Genomic DNA, 23,035 nt, shown 5'->3' on the forward strand with positions numbered 1-23,035 from the left:
GAGACGCAAAGACGCGGAGGTGAGATGGAGGAGATTAAGAAAAATGCCCCCTCACCGCGACCTGCGGTCGCTGCCTCTCCCCCTACTGCGCTTCGCTGCGTGGGGGCGAGGCGGGAAGAAGGGGGAGTAGGGGAGGGCTGATTTTTGCCGAGTGTTTTGCGAAACCGAAGGCGGCAAGGCCCCTCGTTGACACCTGCCTACGATACCGGCCAGAATCGGCTCCCTTGGAGTCGACGAATTGATGAATCTTGCCAGCACGAATTCTCACCCGCAATGCGTGCTGGCGATTGATCTGGGGAGCGGCGGTCCCAAGGCAATTCTCTATTCCGCCGACGGCCGCCTATTGGCCAGCGCCAGCCGCAAGGTGGACACCTATCTCACCGCCGATGGCGGCGGCGAGCAAGACGCCAATCAGTGGTGGCGGGCGGTCTGCGAGGCTGCCCGCGAGGTGACTGCGGCGGGCGTCGTGCCGCGCGAAAGCATTGTGGCGATCGCCTGCGCCACGCAATGGTCGGTGATCGTGCCAGTCGACCAGGCCGGCGAGCCGCTGCACAACGCGATTCATTGGACCGATAGCCGCGGCGCGCGGCACACCAAGCGCGTGATGGATGGGCCGATCAAGGTGAGCGGGTATGGCGTGCGGCAGTTGATCCGCTGGCTGCGGATGACCGGCGGCGTGCCGACGCACTCGGGCGCGGACTCCTTGGCGCATGTGCTGTTTCTCAAGCACGAGCGGCCCGACGTCTATCGCGCGGCGTACAAGCTGCTGGAGCCGATGGACTTTATCAACTTTCGGCTCACCGGTCGCTGCGCGGCGTCGTACTCCACCGCGTTTCCTTATTTGCTCACCGACAATCGCAACGCGCGGCGCATCGACTACGACCCGGTGCTGTTGGCCTGGTCGGGCGTGGATCGGGAGAAGCTGCCCGACTTGTTGCCGGTCGACACCGTGCTGGGGCCGGTGAAGCCGGAGATGGCCGAGCTGTGGGGCGTGCCGCGCGAGACGCCGGTGGTGATTGGCATTGGCGACACACAGGCGGCGCTGGTGGGGAGCGGCGCGGTGGCCGAGTACGCCGGGCATGTGTGCGTGGGGACGACGTCTTGGATGAGTTGTCATGTGCCGTTCAAGAAGACGCATATTGGCAACTTCATCGCCACCATGCCGGCGGCGCTGCCGGGCCGCAACATGGTGATGGCGGAGCAAGGGGCGGCGGGCAAGTGCCTGGAGACGTTTTTGGATCAGTGGCTATTGGCCGACGACGCGCTGAGCCACGCCCCGCGTCCGGCCGACGCCTGGGAGCGGTTGGAGCAACTGGTTTCGTCGGTGGCGCCTGGGAGCGACGGGCTGATCTTTTTGCCGTGGCTCAACGGCGCGGGGCCCCCCAGCGGCGACGCCGACATGCGCGGCGGATTTTGGAATCAATCACTGTTGCACCATCGCGGGCACGCGGCGCGAGCGGTGATGGAAGGGGTGACGTACAATCTGCGTTGGGTTCGCGACGCGATAGGCCGCTTCACCGGGCGGCCGTTCGCGGAGCTGAACTTTATTGGCGGCGGCGCGCGCTCGCCAACGTGGTGTCAGACGCTGGCCAACGTGCTGAACGTGCCGGTGCGGCAGATGGCCGATCCGACCTACGCCTTGGCCCGCGGCGCGGCGCTCACGGCGCTGGCGGCGCTAGGTAAGTTGCCGCTGGAGGAGATACCGCGCGTGGTGAAGGTGCGGGCGACCTTTGAACCGCAGGCCGAGCACCGCGCCACGTACGACGAACTATTCAAAGCGTTCCTGGCCGCTTATAAAGCGAATCGACCACTGTTTCGCCGATTAAACCGCTCGCCGCTACGCCGGCCGGCGATCGCCGATCCACCCGCTTAAGGAGTCTCTGCCATGTCGCACGCCGCTGACGAAGACCTGGGCCTATTGGCCCCGATCGACCAGATGATGCACCCCTACCGTGGCGAGTTGCAGACAAACGCGCAGTTGCCGCGCGAGGGGGTGGCGCGCGACGCCATTTTGAAGCAGTTCGCCGAATTGCGCGAGCGCGAGCACGCGCGCTGGGAAGACGGCTTCGCCTCGGGGTCGGTGTACCACGGCGACGGTGAGCACATCGAGTTTTTGAACAAGGCCTATGGACTGCAATCGCAGGCCAATCAGTTGCATAGCGATCTGTGGCCGAGCGCCGCCAAGTTCGAGGCCGAGATCGTGGCCATGACGGCGAACATGCTGGGCGCCGGCCAGACGACGGCGCCGTTTGGTTCGGAGGAGGGCGTTTGCGGATCGGTGACCAGCGGCGGATCGGAAAGCATCTTGCTGGCGATCAAGACGTATCGCGACTATGCCCGCGAGACGCGCGGCATCACGGAGCCGGAGCTGGTCGTGCCGGTCAGCGCGCACGCGGCGTTCCACAAGGCGGGGCAATACTTCAACATCGATCTGAAGGTGACGCCGCTCGATGGCGACTATCGCGCCGACCTGGCGGCGATTCGCGAGGCGATCACGCCGCGGACCATTGCGATCGTCGCGTCGGCGGTCAACTTTCCTTACGGCACCATCGACCCCATCGCCGAGATGGGCGCCATTGCCCAGGAGCAGGGCTGCGGCCTGCATGTCGACGGTTGCCTGGGGGGATACTTTTTGCCGTGGGCCGAGAAGCTGGGCTACCCGGTGCCGGTGTTCGATTTTCGCGTGCCTGGCGTGACCAGCATGTCGTGCGACACGCACAAGTATGGTTACGCGCCGAAGGGGAGTTCGGTGGTGCTGTATCGGGGGCGGGCGCTGCGGCGGCATCAATACTTCACCATCGCCGATTGGCCGGGGGGGCTTTATTATTCGCCGACCTTTTCTGGCAGTCGGCCGGGGGGACTGAGCGCCGCCTGCTGGGCCGCGCTGATGAGCATGGGGGAGAAGGGCTACCTGGACGCCACTCGCCGCATCATGGAGGCGGTAAAGATCATGAAGCAAGGCGTGGCCGACATGCCAGAGCTTTACATCTTTGGGCAGACGGTTGGCGTGTTCGCCTTTGGCTCCGACGAGGTGAACATGTACGAGGTGCTGGAGCAGATGTCGGCGCGGCACTGGTCGCTGACCGGGTTGCAGCGTCCGCCGGGAATCCACCTGAGTCCGACCTTGCGGCACGCCGAGCCGGGCGTGGCCGAGCGGTTTGTGCGCGACCTGCGCGAGTCGCTCGACTTTGTGAAGGCGAACCCCGGCGCGACCGAAGGGATGGCGCCGATCTACGGCATGGCGGCGATGGTGCCCGACCGGCAGATTGTGCACGACATGCTGCGTCAGGTGATGGATGTGTATTACCGGCTGTGAGAGTCGGGGGTAGTGGAGAGTGGCAAGGGAAGGCCCCTCATCCGGCCTGTCGGCCACCTTCTCCCCGCAAGCGGGGCGAAGGCCGAAATCGGCTCGCTCGTGGCGCGGCGGACTCCGCTAGTGGGAAGAGACTCACGCCAAGCGGGCTAAGACGCGAAGGAAAGATTGTTCACCGCTGAGACGCCGAGGCGCGGGGAGGAAAGAAAGGGAGGGGGCACGTCAGTCAGCGGAGCAGGAGACCAGTTGAGCAGTTGAAGCGACTCATAGGCCGCTACGCCTATCGCTAACTATGTTCATTTTTTGGGGCCGCGCATGTCGTCGAACCAGCGCATCATCGTGTTCGCCCTGCTCTCCGTGGTGCTGGGCATGGGCAATGTGCTGCTGTTGCCGATGGACGATGCCGATCGAATTGCGGCGCTGTTTGTGCTGGGCTTTATGACTGCCGAGCCCGCGCTGCTGGGGCTGTGGGGGGTGTTTGGTACAGCGCCGCCTGCGGTTCGCGTTACGGGAGCGTTTTATCTCTCTGGGCTGTGCGCGCTGACCTGGCTGCTGGGTGTGGCGAGCAATCGAGGTCGGGTCATCGATGCGGAAACCTTCGTGCAGATGATCGTCATGGCGGTCGCGATTTGCGGCGCCGCGCAATTCATTGGCTGGTGGCTGCGCCGATATCGCGGTTGGCGATTGGTGGCGAGCGGCGGCAGCGATGGGGCGCTTGAGAGCGAGCGCCGTTTTCGCCTCGCGCACCTGCTGGGCTGGATCACGCTGCTATCGGCGACGTTCGCGCTGTGGGGATTTGTTCCCATCGTCGGAAAATTCGACGGTAGCTTGTTGGATGAGATGTTCATGGTGCTGGTGTTCGTGATGGCGACGTGGCAAATTGTCCCACTGTTCGGTTTGGTGTTGGCGCAATCACATCGCGCGCGGCTGCTGGCAATTTGGGTTGCGACTTGCGCAATCAATGGCGCGGCTGTGTACTTTGGGTACACGCGCTGGTGGTGGGTACCTCCAGACGTCCGAGAAGTGTTTTCACTCATGGCCGGCCCGTTGACTTGCACGCTCTTGGTGGCGCTCGTGGCGCGGGCGAGCGGCCTGCGGCTGTATCAACCGCTGGCCGGAGATGTTTTGCCGGCGCCGTTGGAACCGGGTGAATCGGCCGGCAAGGCCAGCCCGCTGCGCTTTGCCGCTTTAATTGGCTGCGTGGCCGCGCTGGGGGCGCTGGTGCTGCTGCTGGAGGGGAGGGGGTGAGCGACTACTTGGTTGGCGCGTGCGCCGCGTCTGCTATGGTTTTGTGCGAGATGATCACTAGTACGAGAAAGTTGGAAGACCCCTCATCCGGCCTGCGGCCACCTTCTCCCCGCAAGCGGGGCGAAGGCCGAGATTTACTGAGTCATTCGCCACGAACACCAACCATTCACCACGAACTACCGGCAGCAACGCCAATCATTTGCCATCATCGCCCATAAGCAGCCACTAAACTCCGATACCCAGCACTAACCACCAACACCCACCAAACCACTAGCCACCGATCACTACCTCATGCTTGACCTTTATCCCAAGATCGAAGCCGCCGTGGCCCGGATTCGGGCCGCATGTCCCACGCCGCCGGCCGCCGGCATCATCCTCGGCACGGGCCTGGGTGGGCTGGCCGCGCAGATCGAGTCTCCGATTACGCTCAGTTACGACGAGGTGCCGCACTTCTCGCGCTCGACCGCCACGGGGCACACCGGCCGGTTGGTGTGCGGCCGGCTGGAAGGCGTGCCGGTCATCGCCATGGAAGGGCGGATTCACGCTTACGAGGGTTACCCGCTGGCGCAGATCACCTTTCCGGTGCGGGTGATGAAGGCGCTGGGCGCCAATCTATTGATCGTCTCCAACGCCTGCGGCGGGATGAATCCCTACTATCGCGGCGGCGACATCATGGTGATCGACGACCATATCAACCTGATGAACGACAACCCGCTGATCGGCGTCAACGACGATCGGCTGGGGCCGCGCTTTCCGGACATGTGCCGCCCTTACGACCCGGCGCTGATTGAGCGGGCCTTGGACATCGCGCGGCGCGAAAACATCTGTGCGCACCGCGGCGTGTATGTGGCGGTGACGGGGCCGAATCTGGAGACGCGCGCGGAGTATCGCTTTTTGCGGGCCATCGGCGCCGACGTGGTGGGCATGTCGACCGTGCCCGAGGTGATTGTGGCGGTGCATGCGGGGCTGCGCGTGTTGGGCCTTTCGATCGTGACTGATTTGTGTCTGCCCGACGCGCTGCAGCCAGCGAACATCGAGGAGATCATCGCGCGTGCGAACGAGGCGGAGCCGAAGCTGCAAAAGATCGTGCGCGGCGTGTTGGCGGCCGAGCGGGAGCGCTAGCCATGCGATGGCGGCATGGATCGCGTCGCGCGTTTTTGGCGGGCGCCATCGCCGGCGCGGCGGCGGCGCTGGGTCAATCCGCCGCTGGCGCGCACGGCGCGCCAACACGGCGGCCGCTAACCGTGCTGTTGGTGTCTGGCTCGTTGGAGTACAAATCGGACGAGTCGCTGACCGGTTACGCCGAGTATCTGGAGCGCGAGCACGGCATCCGTTCGCTGAAGGCCTTTCGCAAGAGTGACGATAACCTGCCGGGCCTCGAACAACTCGACGAGTGCGACGTGATGCTCTTGTTCACGCGGCGGATGACCATCGACGGCGAGCCGCTGGAGCGCGTCAAGAAGTATTGCCTGTCGGGGCGGCCGGTGGTGGGGGTGCGCACGGCGAGCCATGCGTTTCAAAACTGGCTGGCGCTCGACAAGGAGGTGTTTGGCGGCGACTACGGCAATCACTATGCCGACGGGCCGAAGACGCGGATCGAAATGGTCGACGCGACCCGCGAGCATCCGATCTTGGCGGGCTTTGAGCCGTATGAATCGGCGGGGAGCTTATACCGCAATCGGCAGGTCGCTAGCGATGTGACGGTGCTACTACGTGGCAGCATCCCGGGGCACACCGAGCCGATCGCCTGGACGCGCGAGCAGCGTGGCGGGCGGGTGTTTTACACCTCGCTGGGGCATCCTGGCGATTTTGGCGAAGCCAGCTTTCGCCGCATGCTGGCAAACGGGCTGCTGTGGACGACCGGCCGAGTTGGCTAGCGGCCGATGCTAGCGCCCGTTTTGGCAAGCTCTTTCGATTGGGCAAAGCAGCGGCGCGGCGGCGAGTCTTGCGGACTTCGGCGCCCTTGCCATGCGCGACGGCTGGTTTGCTTGAAGTGTGCGGCGCGCGACGAAGAAACTCATTGGAGCGATTGGACCAATCGCTCTGGCGGTTTGGCATGTGCCGACGCGCCGCAGCGGTGAGACGCGAATCCGACCTGCCACGACGAGACTGCATGCGAACCACCTGGCCTTGTTTTTTGATCGTCGCCGCTTGTTGCCTGTGGCGCGCTGACATCGCCGGCGCTCAGCCCGCGAAACAGCCGGCGGCGCCTCCCCCGTCACCGCCTGCGGTGGCGCAATTTGGCCTACATGCGCCACCGAGCGGCGCGGCGCGAGTGACGCCGCTACCGCCCGCCGCGCCGGAGACGGTTCGCGGACGCAAGGTGCCGGGCACGACGCTGGACGAAGTGGTGGGCATGGCGCTGGCCAACAGCCCCAACTTGCGCGAGGCGGCCGATGCCGCCACCGCGGCGCGGGGCGAAGCGCTGCAGGCGGGGCTGTATCCGAACCCGACGATCAATGTGCAGTCGCCGCAGATGTCGGGGGCGGAGTCTCAGTACAACGGCTTTGCAACGCAAGAATTCATCACGGCCGGCAAGTTGCGGCTCAGTCGCGGCGCGGCGATGCAAGGCTGGCGGCAAGCGCAGTTGAACTTTGTGCGCACGCGGTTTGAATTGTTGACCGCGGTGCGCACGACCTTCTACAGCACGCTGGTGGCCCAAGAGCGGGTGGAGGTGCTGCGCAACCTGGTGGGCGTGGCGACGCGCTCGCGCGAGGCGGCCGAAAAGTTGTACGAAGGGGGGGAAGGCGCCAAGACCGACGCGCTGCTGTTGCGCATCGAGCAGGACCGCGCCGAGATGGAACTGGAGAACGCGCTGGCGCTCTTGGCGGCCACGCGCCGCGAGTTGACGGCGGCGATTGGGTTGCCACAGATCACCATCATGCGCGTACGCGGCGACTTGTCGGCGGCGCTACCCGACTTGCAATACGAGGCGGTGCGGCAAGGAGTGCTCTCGCGCAACGCGGCGGCCGAGATTGCCCGCGTGGAGATTCGCCGCAATCGGCTGTTGCTCGAACGGGCGATCGTGGAACCGATACCGAACCTGACGGCGATGGCGGGTTATCAGCGGCAGATCTTTCCGGAGATGCACCAGGCGATCTGGCAATTCACCATGACGGTGCCGCTGTGGAACCGCAATCAAGGGAACATCCGCGCGGCGCAAGCCAACGTGGGGGTGGCCTCGCAGCAATTGGCGCGCGTGCAGAACGAACTTTCGGCGCAGGTGGCCGAGGCGCTGGGCAACTTCATTCAGGCGCAAGAGCGGGTGAATTATTTCCAGCGCGAGATTCTGCCACGCGCGCGGGAGATACAGCACATCAACGCCGAGGCGTTTGCGCAGGGGGAGGTCGACTTCCTGCGGTTGTTGGCGTCGCAGCGGACGCTGCTGGAAAGCAATCTGGCCAACGTGGCGTCACAGGAACAGCGGTGGCTGGCCGGCGCGCGGCTGGCGGGACTATTGCAGATTGAGCGGTTTCCGTAGGGAAGCGGATGCGCGCTGCGCCTAGTGGTTGAACAAGAACTCTTTGGTGTTGACGAGCGCCCAGACGATGTCTTCGTAGGCCTGCTGCTTGTTGGTGTTCTTGGCCAAGTGCGCCGTGGCGATGGCCAGTTCTTCGGCCACGGGCTCGCGCGAGTAGACCCACAGATACAGTTCGCGCAGCTTGTCTTCGTCGCCGCGAGCGGCGTCGGCGGCCAGTTTGGCCGCGCGGCCTTGCGCCGCGGTCAGCTTGCCTTGAATCTCGGGCGAGTTCAATAAGTGCAAGCTCTGCGCCAGGTTCGCCTCTTGCGAGCGCTCACACTCGCAGGCAGTGTCTGCCTGCGGACGGCCGAACACGGTGAGGAAGTAACTGTTGGCCTGCTGATCGGGGAGTTGCACGGCGCGGGTGCCGGGAGGCAGGTCGCCAAAGTCGGTGGTCGAATCGGTCACCTGATTGATGGCGTCGAGCAGCACCTCGGCCGTCAGGCGTTTGGGGTAAAAGCGCGAGTAGTTTTGTTTGTCGCTGAGATTGTACTCGTTGGGCTCCGAGGCCAATTGATATGTTTGCGACTGGCAGATTGCGCGGACGAGGCCTTTCAGATCAAAGCCGCTCTCGACGAAGCTCTGCGACAGGGCACTGAGCAGCTCGGGATTGGAGGCGGGGTTGGTCACGCGCATGTCGTCTTCTGGATCGACCAGCCCGCGATCGAAGAAGTGCTTCCAATAGCGATTGACCAGGGCGGGCGCGAAGAAGGGGTTGTCCTTGGCCACCATCCAATCGACCAGTAGCTGGCGCGGATCGCGGTCGGCGGCGATATCGTGCACCGGGGCGCCGAGGCCGGCGGGTTTGATGACGGCGCCGGTCTTGGGGTGCTTGGCGCTGGCGACGCCGCGGTTGTGAAAGATGATCTGCTCGCCGGCGAGTTCGGCCGGCTTGCGGCCGACGCGCGAGAAGAAGGCCGCCACGCCGAAATAATCGTGCTGGCTCCACTTTTCGAACGGATGATGATGGCAACGGGCGCACTGAATCCGCAGGCCAAGGAAGAGCTGCGCGGTGTCTTCGACCTGCTGGTTCACTTCTTTTAATTCGCGATACCAGATGACCGGGGGATTGGTGCTCGGCTCGCCAGCGGCGGCGACGATCTCGCGGACGAAGTGGTCGTACGGCTTGTTGTGATAGAGCGCGTCGCGAATCCAATCGTGAAACGCGAAGGTGCCATGCGCGAAGTCGGCGTTCTCGCGTTTGTTGCGGAGCACGGCGCTCCACTTGTTGGCGAAGTAGTCGGCATACGCTCCGCTGGCCAAGAGCTCGTCGATCCAGCGATCGCGCTTGGCGGGATCCGGGTCGGCCAGGAACTTTTTGGTTTCGTCAGGCGTGGGCAACCGGCCGGCAATGTCGATCGCCGTGCGCCGCAGGAAGGTGGCGTCGTCGCAGGGGGCCGAAGGGGGAATGCCGAGCGTCTTGAGTTTGCCGAACACCAGATCGTCAATGAAGTTTTTGGCGGGCGGAAACGCCTCGACCTTGGCGCCGAGCGGGATGCTGGCGCGGAACACGGCCACCTGCCCTTGATAGCGGGCCATGATGGCGACGTCGCCGGCCAGATCGAGCGTTTTGACCAAACCGCCGACGCCGACTTCGGCCATTTCTGGATCGTTGGGGTCATAGGTCGCGGTGCGGGTGACATCCTCGACCGAGCCATCGGTGTAATGCGCGAGAACCGCCACCTGCTGCTGGCCGCGGCGGATCATGGTGCGATTGACGGGATAGATTTCGATGCGCGCGACGGAGGGGTCTTCGGGCTTGCCATAGGGCATGCCTTGCTCGATCCAGCGCTTGAGCAGGCGATACTCGTGGCTGTCTTTGGTGAGCCGCTGGCCGCCGCCGTGCGGGACCGCGTTGGTCGCCTTTTGCAGCACCAGGCTCAACTCGGGCGCGGCGGGAAACACCCGTCGGCCGCGTCCCTCTTTCACCAGGTATTCATAGTCTTCGCTCGGTTCGAAGCCGAGGAGCGACAGCTTGAAGCCGTTTTGTCCGCTCGCCTTGCCGTGGCAGCCACCGCCGTTGCAGCCGAGCTTGGTGAAGATGGGGGTGATCTGGTTCGGAAAGTTGATGGGGACTTGTTCGGTGATGTGCGCCACCGTCACGGTGGAGGCAGCGGTCTTGCCGTCGGGCCCGCTGGCGGTGATCGTCGCCTGACCATCGGCCAGCGGGGTGACCAGTCCGGTCGAGTCGATCTCGACGATACCGGCGGGCGCCGCGCTATAGACGACCAGAGGGGTGACATCGCGGAGTTGCGCGTTGCCATAGTCGGCGGTGACGACCAATTGGCGGCGGGCGTCGCGGCCGTTGAGGGTGAAGTTGGCTTCGCCGGGCCTGCCCGCTTCGATGAACAGCGATTGCGCGGGGCCCAGATTTTCGACGGCGGCGGAATCGGCGGGGGCGGGAGTGGCCGCGGGGGTCGTGGCAGCGGCGGGCGCCGCGGGGGTGTCTTCGGCCATGACCGAGCGGGTGAGGCAGGCAAAACTAGCCAGCGCAGCACAGATGCCGAGTAGGACCGAGCGACACATCACTGCATCTCCAGAGGCGGGTTGGGTGGAACAATCCATGTTCTCAGGTGGGCAGGGTTGATTTTCGCAATTCCCGGCGGCATTGGCAAGCAAATTTGAACACTTGTTGATGTGTTGGGGCGTTTTGGCAGGGCCTACCAATTGCCCAGGCGGCAAGGGGTTACGGGCGAGGAAGCGGGGGGGCGCTGAGGAGGTGGGCGGGAATCAGCGGTGAGCGGACGGAGCATTGTGGTCGTCGTCCACAACATCGACTGACACGCCGAACCGTTCGGCCAGGCGATTGGCGACGTAAACCACATCGCAGTTGCTGCGGCCGTTGGCCCCGACCAACGGCCAGGCGGAGCAAGCGCCCTCCTCGTCAATCACCAACTGCAACTCCACCATCGGATTGACGTCCCAATGTGGCCGGTCGTACTTGCCGAATGGAATCGAGTAACGCCCATGCACGATGTCCAGCCGCCGCACACGGTCGATCGGCCATGACCGCGCGGCGCGCGGCAATCGCACTTCATCGGCAGGCCAATCCACGATCAGAATTGGTCCGAGCTTCCGCTCGTATTCGTGTAGTAGTTGAACGAACAAACAGCCGCCGGCGACGCCAATCACTGGCACGATGCTAAACGCTAGCAGGCGCCACGGGTTGGCGATATTTGGCGCCAAGAGCAGCACCGCCAGCGCGCCCAGCAGCATTACGGCGGCATAGGCAAAAGCGAGAAGCATCCATCCCTTGGAAGTCGGCGCCGGCACAATCTCGATCGAGTTGGGTGTCTCGTTGAACTGCCACATCTTTGGCTCGCCGCTCGGCGCCGCGCCAGAGAGCCTGGGCCAGGTCGGAAGCTGGATGACCTTGATTGGCGGCACACTAACCTCGCCACCGTTTGCCTTGCCAGGAGTCGCGGCGGGTGAATTCCAGGTCGATGGCCTGACGCAGCGCCGGCTTGTCGAGGCACCAGGCGGGGGCGACGAAGTAATCGGGCGGGGCCTCGCCGGTCAGTCGCTCGACCACCATCTGCGGCGGCAAGCGCTCGATGAAGTCGACCAGCACGGCGATGTACTCGTCGCGCTCGAGCAGCTTCACTTGTCCTGAGCGCAACTGCTCGGCCAGCGGCGTGCGCTCGACGGCGTAGAGGTTGTGGATCTTCACCGCGTCGAAGCCAAGCCGCGCCACCTCGGCCGCGGTGGCCAGCATGTCGTCGCGCGTTTCGCCCGGCAGGCCCAGCATGATGTGCGCGCAGATCTCAAAGCCGCGTCCGCGGCTGCGGTGCATGGCGTCGATCGTGGCGTCGTGATGATGCCCACGATTCATCCAGTCGAGCGAGCGGTCGTGCATGGTCTGCATGCCGTACTCGACCGAGAGATAGGCGTCTTGGGCCAGCGTGCCGAGCAGGTCGAGCACGTCGGCGGGGACGCAATCGGGCCGGGTGCCGATGGCCAGGCCGACGACTTGTGGATGGGCGAGCGCCGCCTCGTACAGCGGCCGCAGGCGCTCGACCGGGGCATAGGTGTTGGTGGCCGGCTGAAAGTAGGCCAGAAAGCGGTCGACCTGATAGCGCCACTTGAGGCGGCGGATGCCATCGTCCAACTGATCTTGGATGGGGACGCGGGGCGCGCGGCGGCTGGGGCTGAAGCTACGGTTGTCGCAAAAAACGCAACCGCCAATGGCCACCGTGCCATCGACGTTGGGACAGGTAAACCCGGCGTCGAGGCTGACCTTTTGGACCCGCTGACCGAACTTTTGGCGCAGAAAGAAGTTGTAGGCGTGATAGCGCAGACCGGCCGCGCGCCAGTCGCCGGCGGCGTGCTGCGCGGGGGGTGGGTTGATTGACGTCACGCGGGGGGTCCAACTACACTGGCGCACAGTTCAACTACTTGGCCAGTGTGATCTTACGACTACAACAGGGGTTGAACAAGAAACGGGCGATTACGACTGATCATGGCTAATACCTTCGGCGAATTGATCCCCATTGGTGGGGGCGACCCCATTCCAATGATCAAGAAGGATCTGTTGATTGGGCGCCGCGAAAGTTGCGACATTGTGCTGCGCTTTCCGAATGTCTCTGCGCACCATTGCCAGCTTTACGTGAACGGGGGCTATTGGTACGCCCGCGACCTCAAGAGCCGCAACGGCACCAAGGTGAACGGCATCCCGATCACTGAGAAACGGCTCGATCCGGGTGATACGCTAGTCGTGGCCAAGCACAAATACGAAGTGAACTACGTGCCGGTGGAGCTGGGCGCCGTGGGTCCTCCGCCCAACGACGATGTGAAGTCGGAGATCTTTGGCCGCTCGTTGCTCGACCGGGCTGGCCTGATGAAGCAAGGCGCGTCGCAAGGTTCTGGCGAACCGAAGCGCTACGACGTGCTGAACGACGAAGCGGGGCAGATTCGCGATCCGAATCGTCCGGTATAGTCCTACCTCTTTGTTCTTCATTGCGCGCCTAGTGGCGATTGCTGGCACAAACGTCGCGCGCCGCTAAGATGAAGTGAGCGGCCGGCGCGTGTTGCAGCGCAAGCCGCCATCTAGAACTTGCCCACTTGCGCAGGAGGCCCCGCCGATGTCCGCACGCACTGGCTGGTCACGATTGATAGGTATTGTCGTGGGGGCCGCGCCGATCTGGCTCATAGTATTGGGGGGCCACGACGCGCGGCAATCCGCGCTGGCCGGCGCGCCGACCAGCGCGCAAGTGGCGGAGAATCCGGCGGCAGAGAGTCTAGCGGCAGGCGAGCCAGCGACCGATGAACTGGCGGAGGTGAGCGCCAGCGACCGCGATCAACTGGTGGCCCATCTGGTGGCCAACGAGGGGTATCGCGTCGAGCAGATACCGGAACTGCGAGCGCAAATCGACCGCATGACCACCAGCCAACTGCGCGGGCTGATCGCGGCGTTTCGCGATCGAGTCTCGCTGGAGGATCGGCGCGAGGCGTATCGGCAATGGCGGGAGCAGTCGCTGGCGCGATTGCAGCGGGTGCGCGACGCGCAGTCGGAATCGGCGACGCGTTTTCAGGACAGCATGCGGTCGGCGGCGGGGCGCGCGCAAGACCGGTTTGTGGATAACGCCCGCGACGCGCGCGACGTGTCGGCGCGAAACGCGATGCGACCGGCGCTGATGATGTGGCCGCAGGGAGCGTTCTTCGGCGGATTTTTCTAGTTGCCGCTTGGGCATGTCACCCACCGCACACTTGGAAGCCCTGCGCTTCCTGAATGATGGCGGGGCATGTCGGGACTCGTCGCGCGGTCCCTCATCCGGCCTATCGGCCACCTTCTCCCGGAGGGAGAAGGCCGAACTTGGCCAACTCGCGGTCACATGCCCACGCTGCGCTTGCTACGCTTGGGCATGCCACCCACCGCGAGCGGGGCGAAGGTCGAAATGGGCGCTTGCAGATACTTGGGTCGCGCGATCAAGAATCGGAATCGGCGTCGGGGATCGGCGTGCCGATGGCGTCGCAGACGCGCAATTGAAACTTCCAGTCCTGCGCCCACGTCTCTTTTTGCTCGTTTTGCAGCGACTTGAGCAAGATGATGTTCTTTCCGCGCTTGAGCCGGCCCTTGGCGATGAACTGATCGATGCCTTCGTTGGTGTGGTACGAGGCGCTTTGCGAGAGCAACTGCCCGTTGAGCCAGAGCTTGTGCGCGTTGGGGCTGCCGAGGCGGATATCGATGTCGCGCTCTTGAGGGGAATCGAACTCATAGCAGGCGTAGGCGGCCACGCCATTCGCCTTGCCGAGCGCGGCGTTCACGTCGACCATGCCAAACTCATCGGTGGTGGCGTGCTCTTGCCAGGTGACCGGGGCGGACTTGCCGTCGTATTTGGCGGCGGGCTCGATCTTCTTTTCCGGAGGATAGACGGCGTCGAAGCCGGCGAGCGCCGTATTGTCGAAGGGGCCAATCATCTTCCACTTGACCAAGAAGCCAAAATGCGCGGTCAGATCGACCTGTTCGCCGAGCGACTTCAACTTGTCGGCGAGAGCTTTGATTTGCTCAATGTCGCGCGATTTGTCGAAGGCGCGGCGATAGAAGGCGAGCGCCTCGGTTTTCTTTTCGGCCTGGTGCAGGTCGTCGGCGGTGGCGACCAAGCGCTCGATCGCCTCGCGGCGAAAGTCGGCGCCCGGATCGTCGAGCATGTGGGGAATCAGGCGATCGGGGGCGGTGGCGTCGATCTTGGTGAGCCACTCGAAGGCCACGCGGCGCGGCCGGGCGTCGTGACTGGTCGCCAGGACGAACGCTTCCAGCTTGTCGGCGGGGAGTTTGCCGCCCCGCTTCAGTTCGCGCTCAGCGATGGCGTCGACCGCGGCGCGAATCCAGTTGGCCGCCAGCGGGGAAGCGGAGTCCATGGCTTGCAAGATGACCGGTAGCTGGTCGGCCGGCGCCTGCGCCACCTTTTGCCACGCCTGGCCAGCGGCGACGTTCCCTTCGCCAAAATTCTTGACCGCCAAGAGGGTCGCCAATTCACCGGAGAGCGCGGTCTCGGCGGCGCGCGACCAAGCCGGCGCGGACAGGCAAACAAGCAGCAGCGCCACGATCGGCGCGCGGAATTTTGTCGTGTGCATCGAGGGGGTCTCTAGCTCCGTAAGTCCAGTGGTCGAGCGCGACATTCTAACCCGGGCGCGGCGGAGACGACAACGATTCAGTTGGCGTGGCCGCGATATTGCATCGCCACCAGTCCGACGATGGTGAGCGCCACGCCGGCCACTAGCGCGGCGTCGCTGGGCTCGCCGAACCAGAGCACACCGCAGGTCGCCGCAATGGCGATTTGCGCCGAGTTGAGCACGTTGGCATGCACGACCGAAATGTAACGCAGGCAGAAGCCAAGCGAGAAAAACCCCACCACGTTGAAGGCGCCGGCGCCAACCAGTTGCGGCCAGCGCGCGGCGAAGCTGGCGGCGATGCCCGACATACCCAATCGCAGCAGGGCGACGCCGCCGAGGGCGAAGACCCCCGTGCCGCAGATGATGAGCGCGGTGGTCGAGACGGGCAGTCGCCGAGTCGCCAGGCGGACGGCCACCGCCACCAGGGCATACGAGATGCCGGTGGAGCAGGCGCCGACCACGCCGAGGGTGGTCAACCAGGGAGAGGCTTCCAAACTGGAGCTGCGCGGTAGTTGGTGGCTATCGTCGGCGGCGCTGGCGCTCAACAGCGCGATCGAGAGGAGCAATAGCCCCATGGCCGCCAACATGCGCGGCGTGATCGGCTCGCGCAGCCACAGCCGCCCCAGCAGGCCGCTGGCCACGATCATCGTGCCAAACGAGAGGGGGACCGAGAGGGCGAGGCCAATGACGCCCAGCGCCCACTGAAAAACCAAGTTGCCGGAGAACTGAACCATCAATCCGGTGGCGAGCAACCACCACGCGGCGCGGGCGCCGGGCCATACCGTTTGGCCTTTGCCGGCAGCGCGTGCAAGAATTACCGCAGCCACCAGAAAGGTGGGGAGCGACTTCATGCACGACGCCCAGGCGGGATCGGTGTCGACCGACAGCCGCCGCAAAAAGATATTGGTCAAGGCGTAGCCGAGCGCGGAGAGCAATCCCCATAGTGTGCCGGCGACCCAATGCGGAGCGTGCTGCAAGTCGAAGTTGTCGGCGGCGGGATCCACGCCAGCGATTGTAGGTGGCGCCGGCAAAACCCGCGAGGGGCTGTCTTCCGCGCGCCGCACGCTACGATGGAGTCGATGGACGCCGCAGCGCTCGACAGATTGGCAGACTCGATTCACCACGCTGGCCGCCAGTTGACACTGGTGATAACAGGCGGCGGCACGGAATCGATCGGCTGGTTGTTGCGCGTGCCGGGCGGTTCGCGCTCGCTGCTGGAGGCGGTCGTGCCGTACTCGAGCGCGGCGCTGACGAACTATCTGGGCGCGCAGCCCGAGCAATATTGCTCTGAGGCCACCAGCCGAGTGATGGCGATGGCGGCGTTTGAGCGCGCGCGCCGCTTGGCGCCGGAGTCGGCCACGCTGCTCGCGGCGGTTGGCTGCACGGCCAGCTTGATGAGCGATCGGCCAAAGCGCGGCGCGCACCGGGCGCACGTGGCCTGGCAAACGGCGGGACTGACCGCGAGCGCGTCGTTGGAGTTGGTCAAGGGCGCGCGCACACGCAAAGAAGAAGAGCGGTTGGTCGCCGAGCTCGTGTTGTGCGCGGCGGCGGAAGGGGTGGGCGTGCCCGCGCCGTGGGACTCGCTGGAGTTGGTTGAGCAAGAGCGGATCGAGCGGCGCGCTTGTCGGGCGCCAGAAGAGTGGCAAGCGCTGCTGTTGGGGACGCGCCAGACAGCGCGCGAGCACGACGAGCGCCACCGGAGCGGATTGGTGGTGTTCCCCGGCGCGTTTCATCCGCGGCATACGGGGCACCGGCAGATGGCCGAGGTCGCGGAGCGACTGACGGGGCAAGGGGCGCAACACGAAATCTCCATCGCCAACGTAGACAAGCCGACGCTGGACTATTTGGAAATGGAGGCGCGGCAGGCGCAGTTTGGCGGCGACGAGCCGGTGTGGTTCACGCGGGCGCCGCGATTCATTGACAAGGCCAAGGTGTTTCCGGGGGCGACCTTTGTGGTCGGCGCCGACACGATCGAACGCATCGCCGCGCTGCGCTACTACGACGGCGACGCCGCGGCGCGCGACGCGGCGATTGGCGAGTTGGCCGCGGCCGGGGCGCGGTTTCTGGTGTTTGGCCGAACGGTCGAGGGGCGATTCCAAGGCCTGGCCGACATGAGCCTGCCGCCGGCATTGTTATCGCTGTGCCAGGAGGTGCCCGCGGAGATGTTTCGGCAGGACATTTCGTCGACCGAACTGCGCCGGCGAAGCGCCGACGAGTCGGATCGCAATTGACTGGCAGGCCGCTGGCGGGCTGATATGCTGGCCGCAGTCTCGGCGCGCTTTTTTTCTGGCGCGCCGGTAATCGATCCCTCTCCTCTTGCGACTGGCGCTACGATGACGCCCACCACTGGCGAAGCTCTGCGAACCGCGATGACGGTGGAGCATCATATTCTCAAGCAACAGAAGTCGCGGTTTCCGGACGCGTCGGGCGAGTTCAGTTGGCTGTTGTCTGGCATCACGCTGGCGACCAAGTTGATTGCCGCGGTGGTGCGCCGCGCCGGGTTGAGCGATCAGATGGGGGCGGCGGGTTCGATCAACGTGCAAGGAGAGCAGCAACAAAAGCTTGATGTGTTCGCCAACCAGGCGCTATTGAATTGCCTGGAGTATCGCAGCACGGTGGCGGCGCTGGCCTCGGAAGAGAATGAGGAGCCTGTGGTGGTGCTCGACAACGCCGAGAGCGGGCGCTATGTGGTGATCTTCGACCCGCTTGATGGCTCGTCGAACATTGATCTGAACATCAGCGTGGGGACGATCTTCGCCGTCTTTCGCCATGAGCCAGGGGGCGGCAAGGGCGCCGCGGCCGATGTGCTGCAACCAGGCGCGCAGCAGGTGGCCGCGGGATACGTGCTGTATGGCTCGTCGACGATGCTGGTCTATTCGTCGGGCGAAGGGGTGCATGGCTTCACGTTGGAGCCATCGATCGGCGCGTATCTGTTGAGCCACCCCAACTTGCGGATGCCGGCGCGCGGCAGCATCTATTCGGTGAACGAGGCGAACGCCGACGGCTTTCCCGAGTATTGCCGGCGATTTTTGCATTGGCTCAAGAGCGGCGACGACGACACGCACTATTCGTCGCGCTACATTGGGTCGCTGGTGGCCGACTTCCATCGCACGTTGATGAAGGGGGGCATTTTTCTGTATCCGCCCACCGATCAATACGCGCAAGGCAAATTGCGGCTGATGTACGAGGCCAACCCAATCGCCTATCTGGCGGAGCAGGCCGGCGGCATGGCGACCGACGGCCGACGCCGCATCTTGGAGATTGAGCCGGAAAATCTGCATCAGCGCACGCCGCTGTATGTGGGGAGCCCTTACGAGATCGAGCGGCTGCTGACGTTTGCCAAGAAGAACGGTCGGGAATAGGGGATTTGGCCAGCGCGCCGCATCAATTCACGGCAATTCCACCGAAGAATCGCGACGAAAAAGAAAATCGATTTTCTTGTCGAAACGGCGGGGGGCCACGCGACTATCTGATGACGGCCCCGGCGGCGACGCGGCAAGTGGCTGACAGCAGTTGCCGCCGCCATGTCAGTGGGCACGGTCAGTTTACCGGAACCGCTCCCCCCGAATTTCGCACAGGAGATCGAACATGAGTCCATCGAAGCAACCGATTCCACCGGGACACGAACACTTGATTCCGCACCTGGTTTGCGCGGGTTGCGACCAGGCGATCGCGTTTTACAAGCAGGCGTTTGGCGCCGAGGTGGTCACGCGGATGCCGGCGCCCGACGGCGGGCGGATCATGCACGCCGCGCTGCGAATCGGCACGAGTCTGGTGTTTTTGGTCGACGACTTTCCGGAGTATTGCGATGGCAAGTCGGAGACACCGCAGGCGCTGGGGGGGACGCCGGTGACGCTGCATCAGTACGTGGTGGATTGCGACGCCGCCATCCAGCGCGCGCAGGAAGCAGGGGCGACGGTGGTGATGCCGCCCGCCGATATGTTTTGGGGAGACCGCTACGGCGTGGTGGCTGACCCGTTTGGGCACAAGTGGTCGTTCGCCACGCACCAGCACGACCTGACGCCGGAGCAGATGCAAGCGGCGATGGTCGAGGCGTTTGCGCAAGGGGCGTAGACCAATCCGCATCGGATTTCTCATAGCGGGCGAGGCGGCGCGCAAGCGCTACCCGTCCGCGCACACCAAGACTTGCACCCAACCAACAACAAGGCGCACCACATGAAAAGCAAACTCGCCGCTACGCTCGTGATCGCATATTGCACCGTCGGGCTATCGCATGCCGTCGAGGCAAGAGACCAATCAGCGCACAAAGAAGCCCCCGCGCTGGAGCGATTTGCAATGCTCGAAGGGGAATGGATCGGCAAAGGAATGCACGGCGACACGGAGCAAGAGGTCCGCGTCGTCTATAAAGTCACCTCCGGCGGCAGCGCCGTCGTCGAGACCATGGGGCCCGACACCGACCACGAAATGGTCACGGTCATTCACCCGGATGGCGATTCGCTGTTGCTCACGCACTACTGCATGCTGGGCAATCAGCCGCAGATGCGGGCCAAGCCCAGGCCAGGCGACAATCAGGTGGCCTTCGAGTTCGTCAGGGCGACCAACCTCGCGTCGGACAAGGACATGTACATGCGCAGCGTCACCTTCACGTTTGTGGACCAAGACACCCTCAAAACGGAATGGACGAACTACAGCGACGGCAAGGAAGCGGGCAAGTCCGCGTTTGAATTCAAACGCCAGAAGTAACCGCCGCACTTCGCCGACAAGCACCGCCAGTAGCCGCGCGCTATGCGCCGGCTACTCGGCGGCGGACGGCGTGGACTTCGGCGCCAAATAATCGTTGAACCATGCTCGGCAAGTCCTTGTAACCCTTGTGATTTCAGAACTTTTTCTTGACGTGCGCGGTTTTTGCCGATAATTTCCGAAAGTAGCTGACTCAACCCAAACGACCGATCTCTTCTCTACTTCTTAGCGGTTGTGGGCATGGGCTTTTCGACTGCCAGTTGGCTGTTTGCGGAGCGTGCCGCCAAGCATGTGGTTGGCGCCGTTTTAGCTCTTGCGGGCGTACTCAACATTCTCGCGATTGTATGCTGCGCTAATGCCGTTGAATGATGTCGGCGGAGGTATTTATGAATGCGATGTTGATTGCGGGCTTGCTCAGTGTCGCGATCGCGGGCCAGGCGCCGAGCAACGCGGATGAGTCAATTCGTGTTTTGGACGCCGCTGTCGATGAGTGGCGCTGCGGCCTGTCGTTTTATTGCACCTTCACCTACCGCCAAGGAACAGCAGCGACCCTTGATGATGGGCTCGAGGGGCGCTTCGGCGCCAAAATCGGAAAACCAAAGAATGAAGACGCCGCGCATGGCGTCTTTTGCAAGCGTGATAAGCAATTGCGCTGTTCCATCGACTACGGCAAGCCGCCCGCCGACGTGTCCATTGATGGATCGGGATCGCGGATCACCAATGTCTCCATCGACGCTGTAAGCAATGGCGCGATGTTCCTGACGTATTTTCCGCGCCGAGGCAATTTTGGCGATTCAGCGCAGTTCGCTCGTCGGCGGGCAGATACGGTTGACAAACTGTGGATTCCCAGCGTTGGAGGGGCAATCGTTACGCCGTTTGCATTCGGCGGCGGCGTCGATGGCCAACCACTGGGAGGTTTTGAGGCAAGACCGGAATTCGAAGAATCGGTGACATCTCAAGTGGAAAAGGCCGATGCGACGCACTTGCAAGCAACCTTGCGGCGAGTCAGTCCCAAAGAGGGCACGTATACAAGGATGGTCAGATTTTACACCGGCTATTCGCCACCAGTGATCGAAAGCATCACAGAGATAAGCCAGGATAACGCCGGCACGGAGTTGTTTCGCTCCGTGGGGCGCGCGGATCGTTTTGTCGCCTGTGGAACAGGAATGATGGCCAAACGAGTGCGAGTATGCGCGGGACCCGTCAAGCCATCGAATCGCGCCGGGAAGGTGTGGATCGCGAAAGTCTGGGAATCTGACGATCTGGGCGGTCGTCCTCCCGCTGACAAGGATTTTTCGATCCAGGTGCCCGCGACCACTCAAGTCAATGGCCTACACAAGCCGCCGGCCCCTGGCGCTAGCCGCCTGCTTGCGCTGGACGATTACAACTTGGCTGATTTGGCCGAGTCGGGACTGGTAGGTCCAGCGGGAACCGTTAATCCGCCGAAATGAGACGCGCGGCATTGTGGTCATGCCATTGGGCCCAGTAGCCGCGCGCTATGCGCCGGCTACTCGGCGGCGGCGGGCGCGGCGGCGACGCTGGGTTGCAGGTATTTGTCGAACCATTCCCAGACGGCCGGGTATTCATCCAGGATGCCGTCCCAGCCGCGATGTGTTCCGCCCGGCTCGACGATCAACTTGACGGGCAGGCCGACCTCGTCGTACTTGGCCTTGAGCACTTCGGATTGTTGCAGCGGCACGGTGGCGTCTTTGTCGCCATGCAAGAGCAATAGCGGCGCGTCGTCGGGGGTGACAAAGTAGATCGGCGAGACGCTCTTGAGTTGCTCCTCGATGTTGGTCACCTCGCCAAACATCTCCTCGAACATTTTGGGACGCAACGTCTGAATCAACTTGTAGCCGCCGGGCTTGCTCCAGTTCACCAGATCGGTCGGCGGAAACCAGGCGACCACGGCCTGCACGCGGCTACTTTGGCGCTCGACGGGGTCTTTGGATTCGGCATTGCCGTCGTCGCCAGTGGCGGCCACCATGAGCGAGAGATGCCCGCCCGACGAACCGCTGGTGATGCCGATGCGGGCGGGATCGACATGGAAGTCGGCGGCGCGCAGGCGCACAAAGCGGACGGCGCGGCGCATGTCGTCGATCATCTCGCCAATGTGATAGCGCGGACCGCTGCCGTGGCGCGCGACAAACAGCGTGTAGCCGCCGCGCAGCAGACCTTGCGTCCAATGCTCGTGTTCGAGGCGGTGTTGCTCCTCGCCGGGGACGTCGGACTTGCCCGATCGCCAGCCGCCGCTCGACACCAGCACGATGCCTAGCCCCTTGGCGTTCTCTTTGGGGGTGACGACATCCATGGTGAGGGCCAGCCCATCCTTGTGACCGTAGACCACATCGTCGACGACGGTGCAGGGGACCGGCTCAGCGGCCCAAGTGGGGGAGGCGCAAAAACCGATGGCGAGCAACAAGAGCGATGCGAATTTTTGGGCGTGACGTGACATGATGATCCGGTGGGAAAGTGTGTGGCGGGAAGGAACCGACGCGCGATCGGGCCGGGAGAATATTAGGGTAGTTGAACCGCAGCGCCGGCGAAAGAAGCTTGCTATTGGAAGAAGGGACGCGGGGCCTGTTCTCCGTTTTCGATCCGCTGAGCGTCGCGCAGCGCTCGCTGGCAGCGCCAATGGCCATCGTGCGCACACGCTTGTTGTAGGACCTGATGCACCGATTGCCTGTCGCCCGATGAAAGACAGGCGGCCGCCTGCAACAAGAGGAACAACGCCTCCGCGCGTGAGGCAAGGGGAACGACCGCTGCACTGGCTTTGACCAACTCGCGCAGGCGGCGCGAGGCCTCGGCAACCACCCCCGCTTCGGCAAGCGCTGCGATCTCCCAGGCCCTCACGGCGGTTTGTTTGTACGCATCGTCGCATAATAACGCCGCACGCGCCGCCTCGTTGGCAATGGCGACGGTTTTCCCGGCAGTGTGGCGAGCCACGCATGCCAATGCCTGCGCACGGAACCACGGCTCCGTGATTTCGCGGGCTTTTTCCAGCGCCAGATCGGGACGCGACTTTGCCAGTCGGCACACCTGGTCGCGCTGGTTGGTCGCGGTCATCGATGGCGGTTCGGCTTCGGAGGAACGAACGTGGCGAGGAAAACTAACATTGAGAGATGGTGGCGTCAGTTGGA

Annotated in this window: 20 protein-coding genes; 13 read left to right on the forward strand and 7 right to left on the reverse strand. The window is 63.9% G+C overall.

The window, feature by feature from the left end; translation table 11 throughout:
• Positions 1-241: 241 nt before the first annotated feature.
• From K1X71_08825 to K1X71_08850, 6 genes are all read left to right on the forward strand, one after another.
• The gene (locus tag K1X71_08825) at positions 242-1,873 is read left to right on the forward strand and encodes an FGGY-family carbohydrate kinase (protein MBX7073238.1); all 1,632 of its coding nucleotides are present in this window, start codon (positions 242-244) and stop codon (positions 1,871-1,873) included.
• Positions 1,874-1,885: 12 nt separating this feature from the next.
• The gene (locus K1X71_08830; protein MBX7073239.1) at positions 1,886-3,316 is read left to right on the forward strand and encodes an aminotransferase class V-fold PLP-dependent enzyme; all 1,431 of its coding nucleotides are present in this window, start codon (positions 1,886-1,888) and stop codon (positions 3,314-3,316) included.
• Between the two features lie 312 nt (positions 3,317-3,628).
• Complete coding sequence (locus K1X71_08835; protein ID MBX7073240.1) at positions 3,629-4,561, forward strand: hypothetical protein; 933 nt, start codon at positions 3,629-3,631, stop codon at positions 4,559-4,561.
• Positions 4,562-4,852: 291 nt separating this feature from the next.
• Positions 4,853-5,683 carry a purine-nucleoside phosphorylase gene (locus K1X71_08840; GenBank protein ID MBX7073241.1) on the forward strand — a complete coding sequence of 277 codons (831 nt, stop codon included), beginning with the start codon at positions 4,853-4,855 and terminating at the stop codon, positions 5,681-5,683.
• Positions 5,684-5,685: 2 nt separating this feature from the next.
• Positions 5,686-6,438, forward strand: coding sequence for a ThuA domain-containing protein (locus K1X71_08845; GenBank protein MBX7073242.1), 753 nt, complete (start codon positions 5,686-5,688; stop codon positions 6,436-6,438).
• Between the two features lie 236 nt (positions 6,439-6,674).
• Positions 6,675-8,042, forward strand: coding sequence for a TolC family protein (locus K1X71_08850; protein MBX7073243.1), 1,368 nt, complete (start codon positions 6,675-6,677; stop codon positions 8,040-8,042).
• Positions 8,043-8,063: 21 nt separating this feature from the next.
• On the opposite strand, the gene K1X71_08855 is transcribed toward K1X71_08850, so the two are convergent.
• The 3 genes from K1X71_08855 to K1X71_08865 form a co-directional block, all read right to left on the reverse strand.
• Positions 8,064-10,538, reverse strand: a complete 2,475-nt coding sequence (locus K1X71_08855) for a DUF1549 domain-containing protein (GenBank protein MBX7073244.1) — start codon at positions 10,536-10,538, stop codon at positions 8,064-8,066.
• 273 nt (positions 10,539-10,811) lie between these two features.
• The gene (locus K1X71_08860) at positions 10,812-11,468 is read right to left on the reverse strand and encodes a hypothetical protein (GenBank protein MBX7073245.1); all 657 of its coding nucleotides are present in this window, start codon (positions 11,466-11,468) and stop codon (positions 10,812-10,814) included.
• Position 11,469: 1 nt separating this feature from the next.
• Positions 11,470-12,429, reverse strand: a complete 960-nt coding sequence (locus tag K1X71_08865; protein ID MBX7073246.1) for a TIGR01212 family radical SAM protein — start codon at positions 12,427-12,429, stop codon at positions 11,470-11,472.
• A gap of 111 nt (positions 12,430-12,540) precedes the next feature.
• Here K1X71_08865 and K1X71_08870 point away from each other — a divergent pair, with 111 nt between their 5' ends.
• A complete protein-coding gene (locus K1X71_08870) occupies positions 12,541-13,017 on the forward strand; it encodes an FHA domain-containing protein (GenBank protein ID MBX7073247.1) in 477 nt (158 codons plus the stop codon).
• Between the two features lie 145 nt (positions 13,018-13,162).
• The gene (locus K1X71_08875; GenBank protein ID MBX7073248.1) at positions 13,163-13,756 is read left to right on the forward strand and encodes a hypothetical protein; all 594 of its coding nucleotides are present in this window, start codon (positions 13,163-13,165) and stop codon (positions 13,754-13,756) included.
• 250 nt (positions 13,757-14,006) lie between these two features.
• Here K1X71_08875 and K1X71_08880 read toward each other — a convergent pair whose 3' ends face one another.
• Positions 14,007-15,155: a hypothetical protein gene (locus K1X71_08880; protein MBX7073249.1), complete on the reverse strand. Its 1,149-nt coding sequence runs from the start codon at positions 15,153-15,155 to the stop codon at positions 14,007-14,009.
• A gap of 77 nt (positions 15,156-15,232) precedes the next feature.
• Positions 15,233-16,198 carry a DMT family transporter gene (locus K1X71_08885; protein ID MBX7073250.1) on the reverse strand — a complete coding sequence of 322 codons (966 nt, stop codon included), beginning with the start codon at positions 16,196-16,198 and terminating at the stop codon, positions 15,233-15,235.
• 75 nt (positions 16,199-16,273) lie between these two features.
• On the opposite strand from K1X71_08885, the gene K1X71_08890 reads away from it, so the two are divergent.
• From K1X71_08890 to K1X71_08910, 5 genes are all read left to right on the forward strand, one after another.
• The gene (locus K1X71_08890) at positions 16,274-17,425 is read left to right on the forward strand and encodes a hypothetical protein (GenBank protein ID MBX7073251.1); all 1,152 of its coding nucleotides are present in this window, start codon (positions 16,274-16,276) and stop codon (positions 17,423-17,425) included.
• Positions 17,426-17,551: 126 nt separating this feature from the next.
• Positions 17,552-18,556, forward strand: coding sequence for a class 1 fructose-bisphosphatase (gene fbp, locus K1X71_08895; GenBank protein ID MBX7073252.1), 1,005 nt, complete (start codon positions 17,552-17,554; stop codon positions 18,554-18,556).
• A gap of 226 nt (positions 18,557-18,782) precedes the next feature.
• Positions 18,783-19,268 (forward strand): VOC family protein, encoded by a 486-nt coding sequence (locus K1X71_08900; GenBank protein ID MBX7073253.1) that lies wholly within the window; start codon positions 18,783-18,785, stop codon positions 19,266-19,268.
• A gap of 102 nt (positions 19,269-19,370) precedes the next feature.
• Entirely contained in the window at positions 19,371-19,898 is a 528-nt protein-coding gene (locus K1X71_08905) for a hypothetical protein (protein MBX7073254.1), read from the forward strand.
• A 362-nt stretch (positions 19,899-20,260) separates the two neighbouring features.
• Entirely contained in the window at positions 20,261-21,346 is a 1,086-nt protein-coding gene (locus K1X71_08910; GenBank protein ID MBX7073255.1) for a hypothetical protein, read from the forward strand.
• Between the two features lie 56 nt (positions 21,347-21,402).
• Here the strand turns inward: K1X71_08910 and K1X71_08915 are convergent, their stop codons facing one another.
• A complete protein-coding gene (locus tag K1X71_08915) occupies positions 21,403-22,350 on the reverse strand; it encodes an alpha/beta hydrolase (GenBank protein ID MBX7073256.1) in 948 nt (315 codons plus the stop codon).
• 101 nt (positions 22,351-22,451) lie between these two features.
• Complete coding sequence (locus K1X71_08920) at positions 22,452-22,961, reverse strand: hypothetical protein (protein MBX7073257.1); 510 nt, start codon at positions 22,959-22,961, stop codon at positions 22,452-22,454.
• Positions 22,962-23,035 lie beyond the last annotated feature (74 nt).

This window comes from Pirellulales bacterium (assembly GCA_019694455.1).
GTDB lineage: Bacteria > Planctomycetota > Planctomycetia > Pirellulales > JAEUIK01 > JAIBBY01.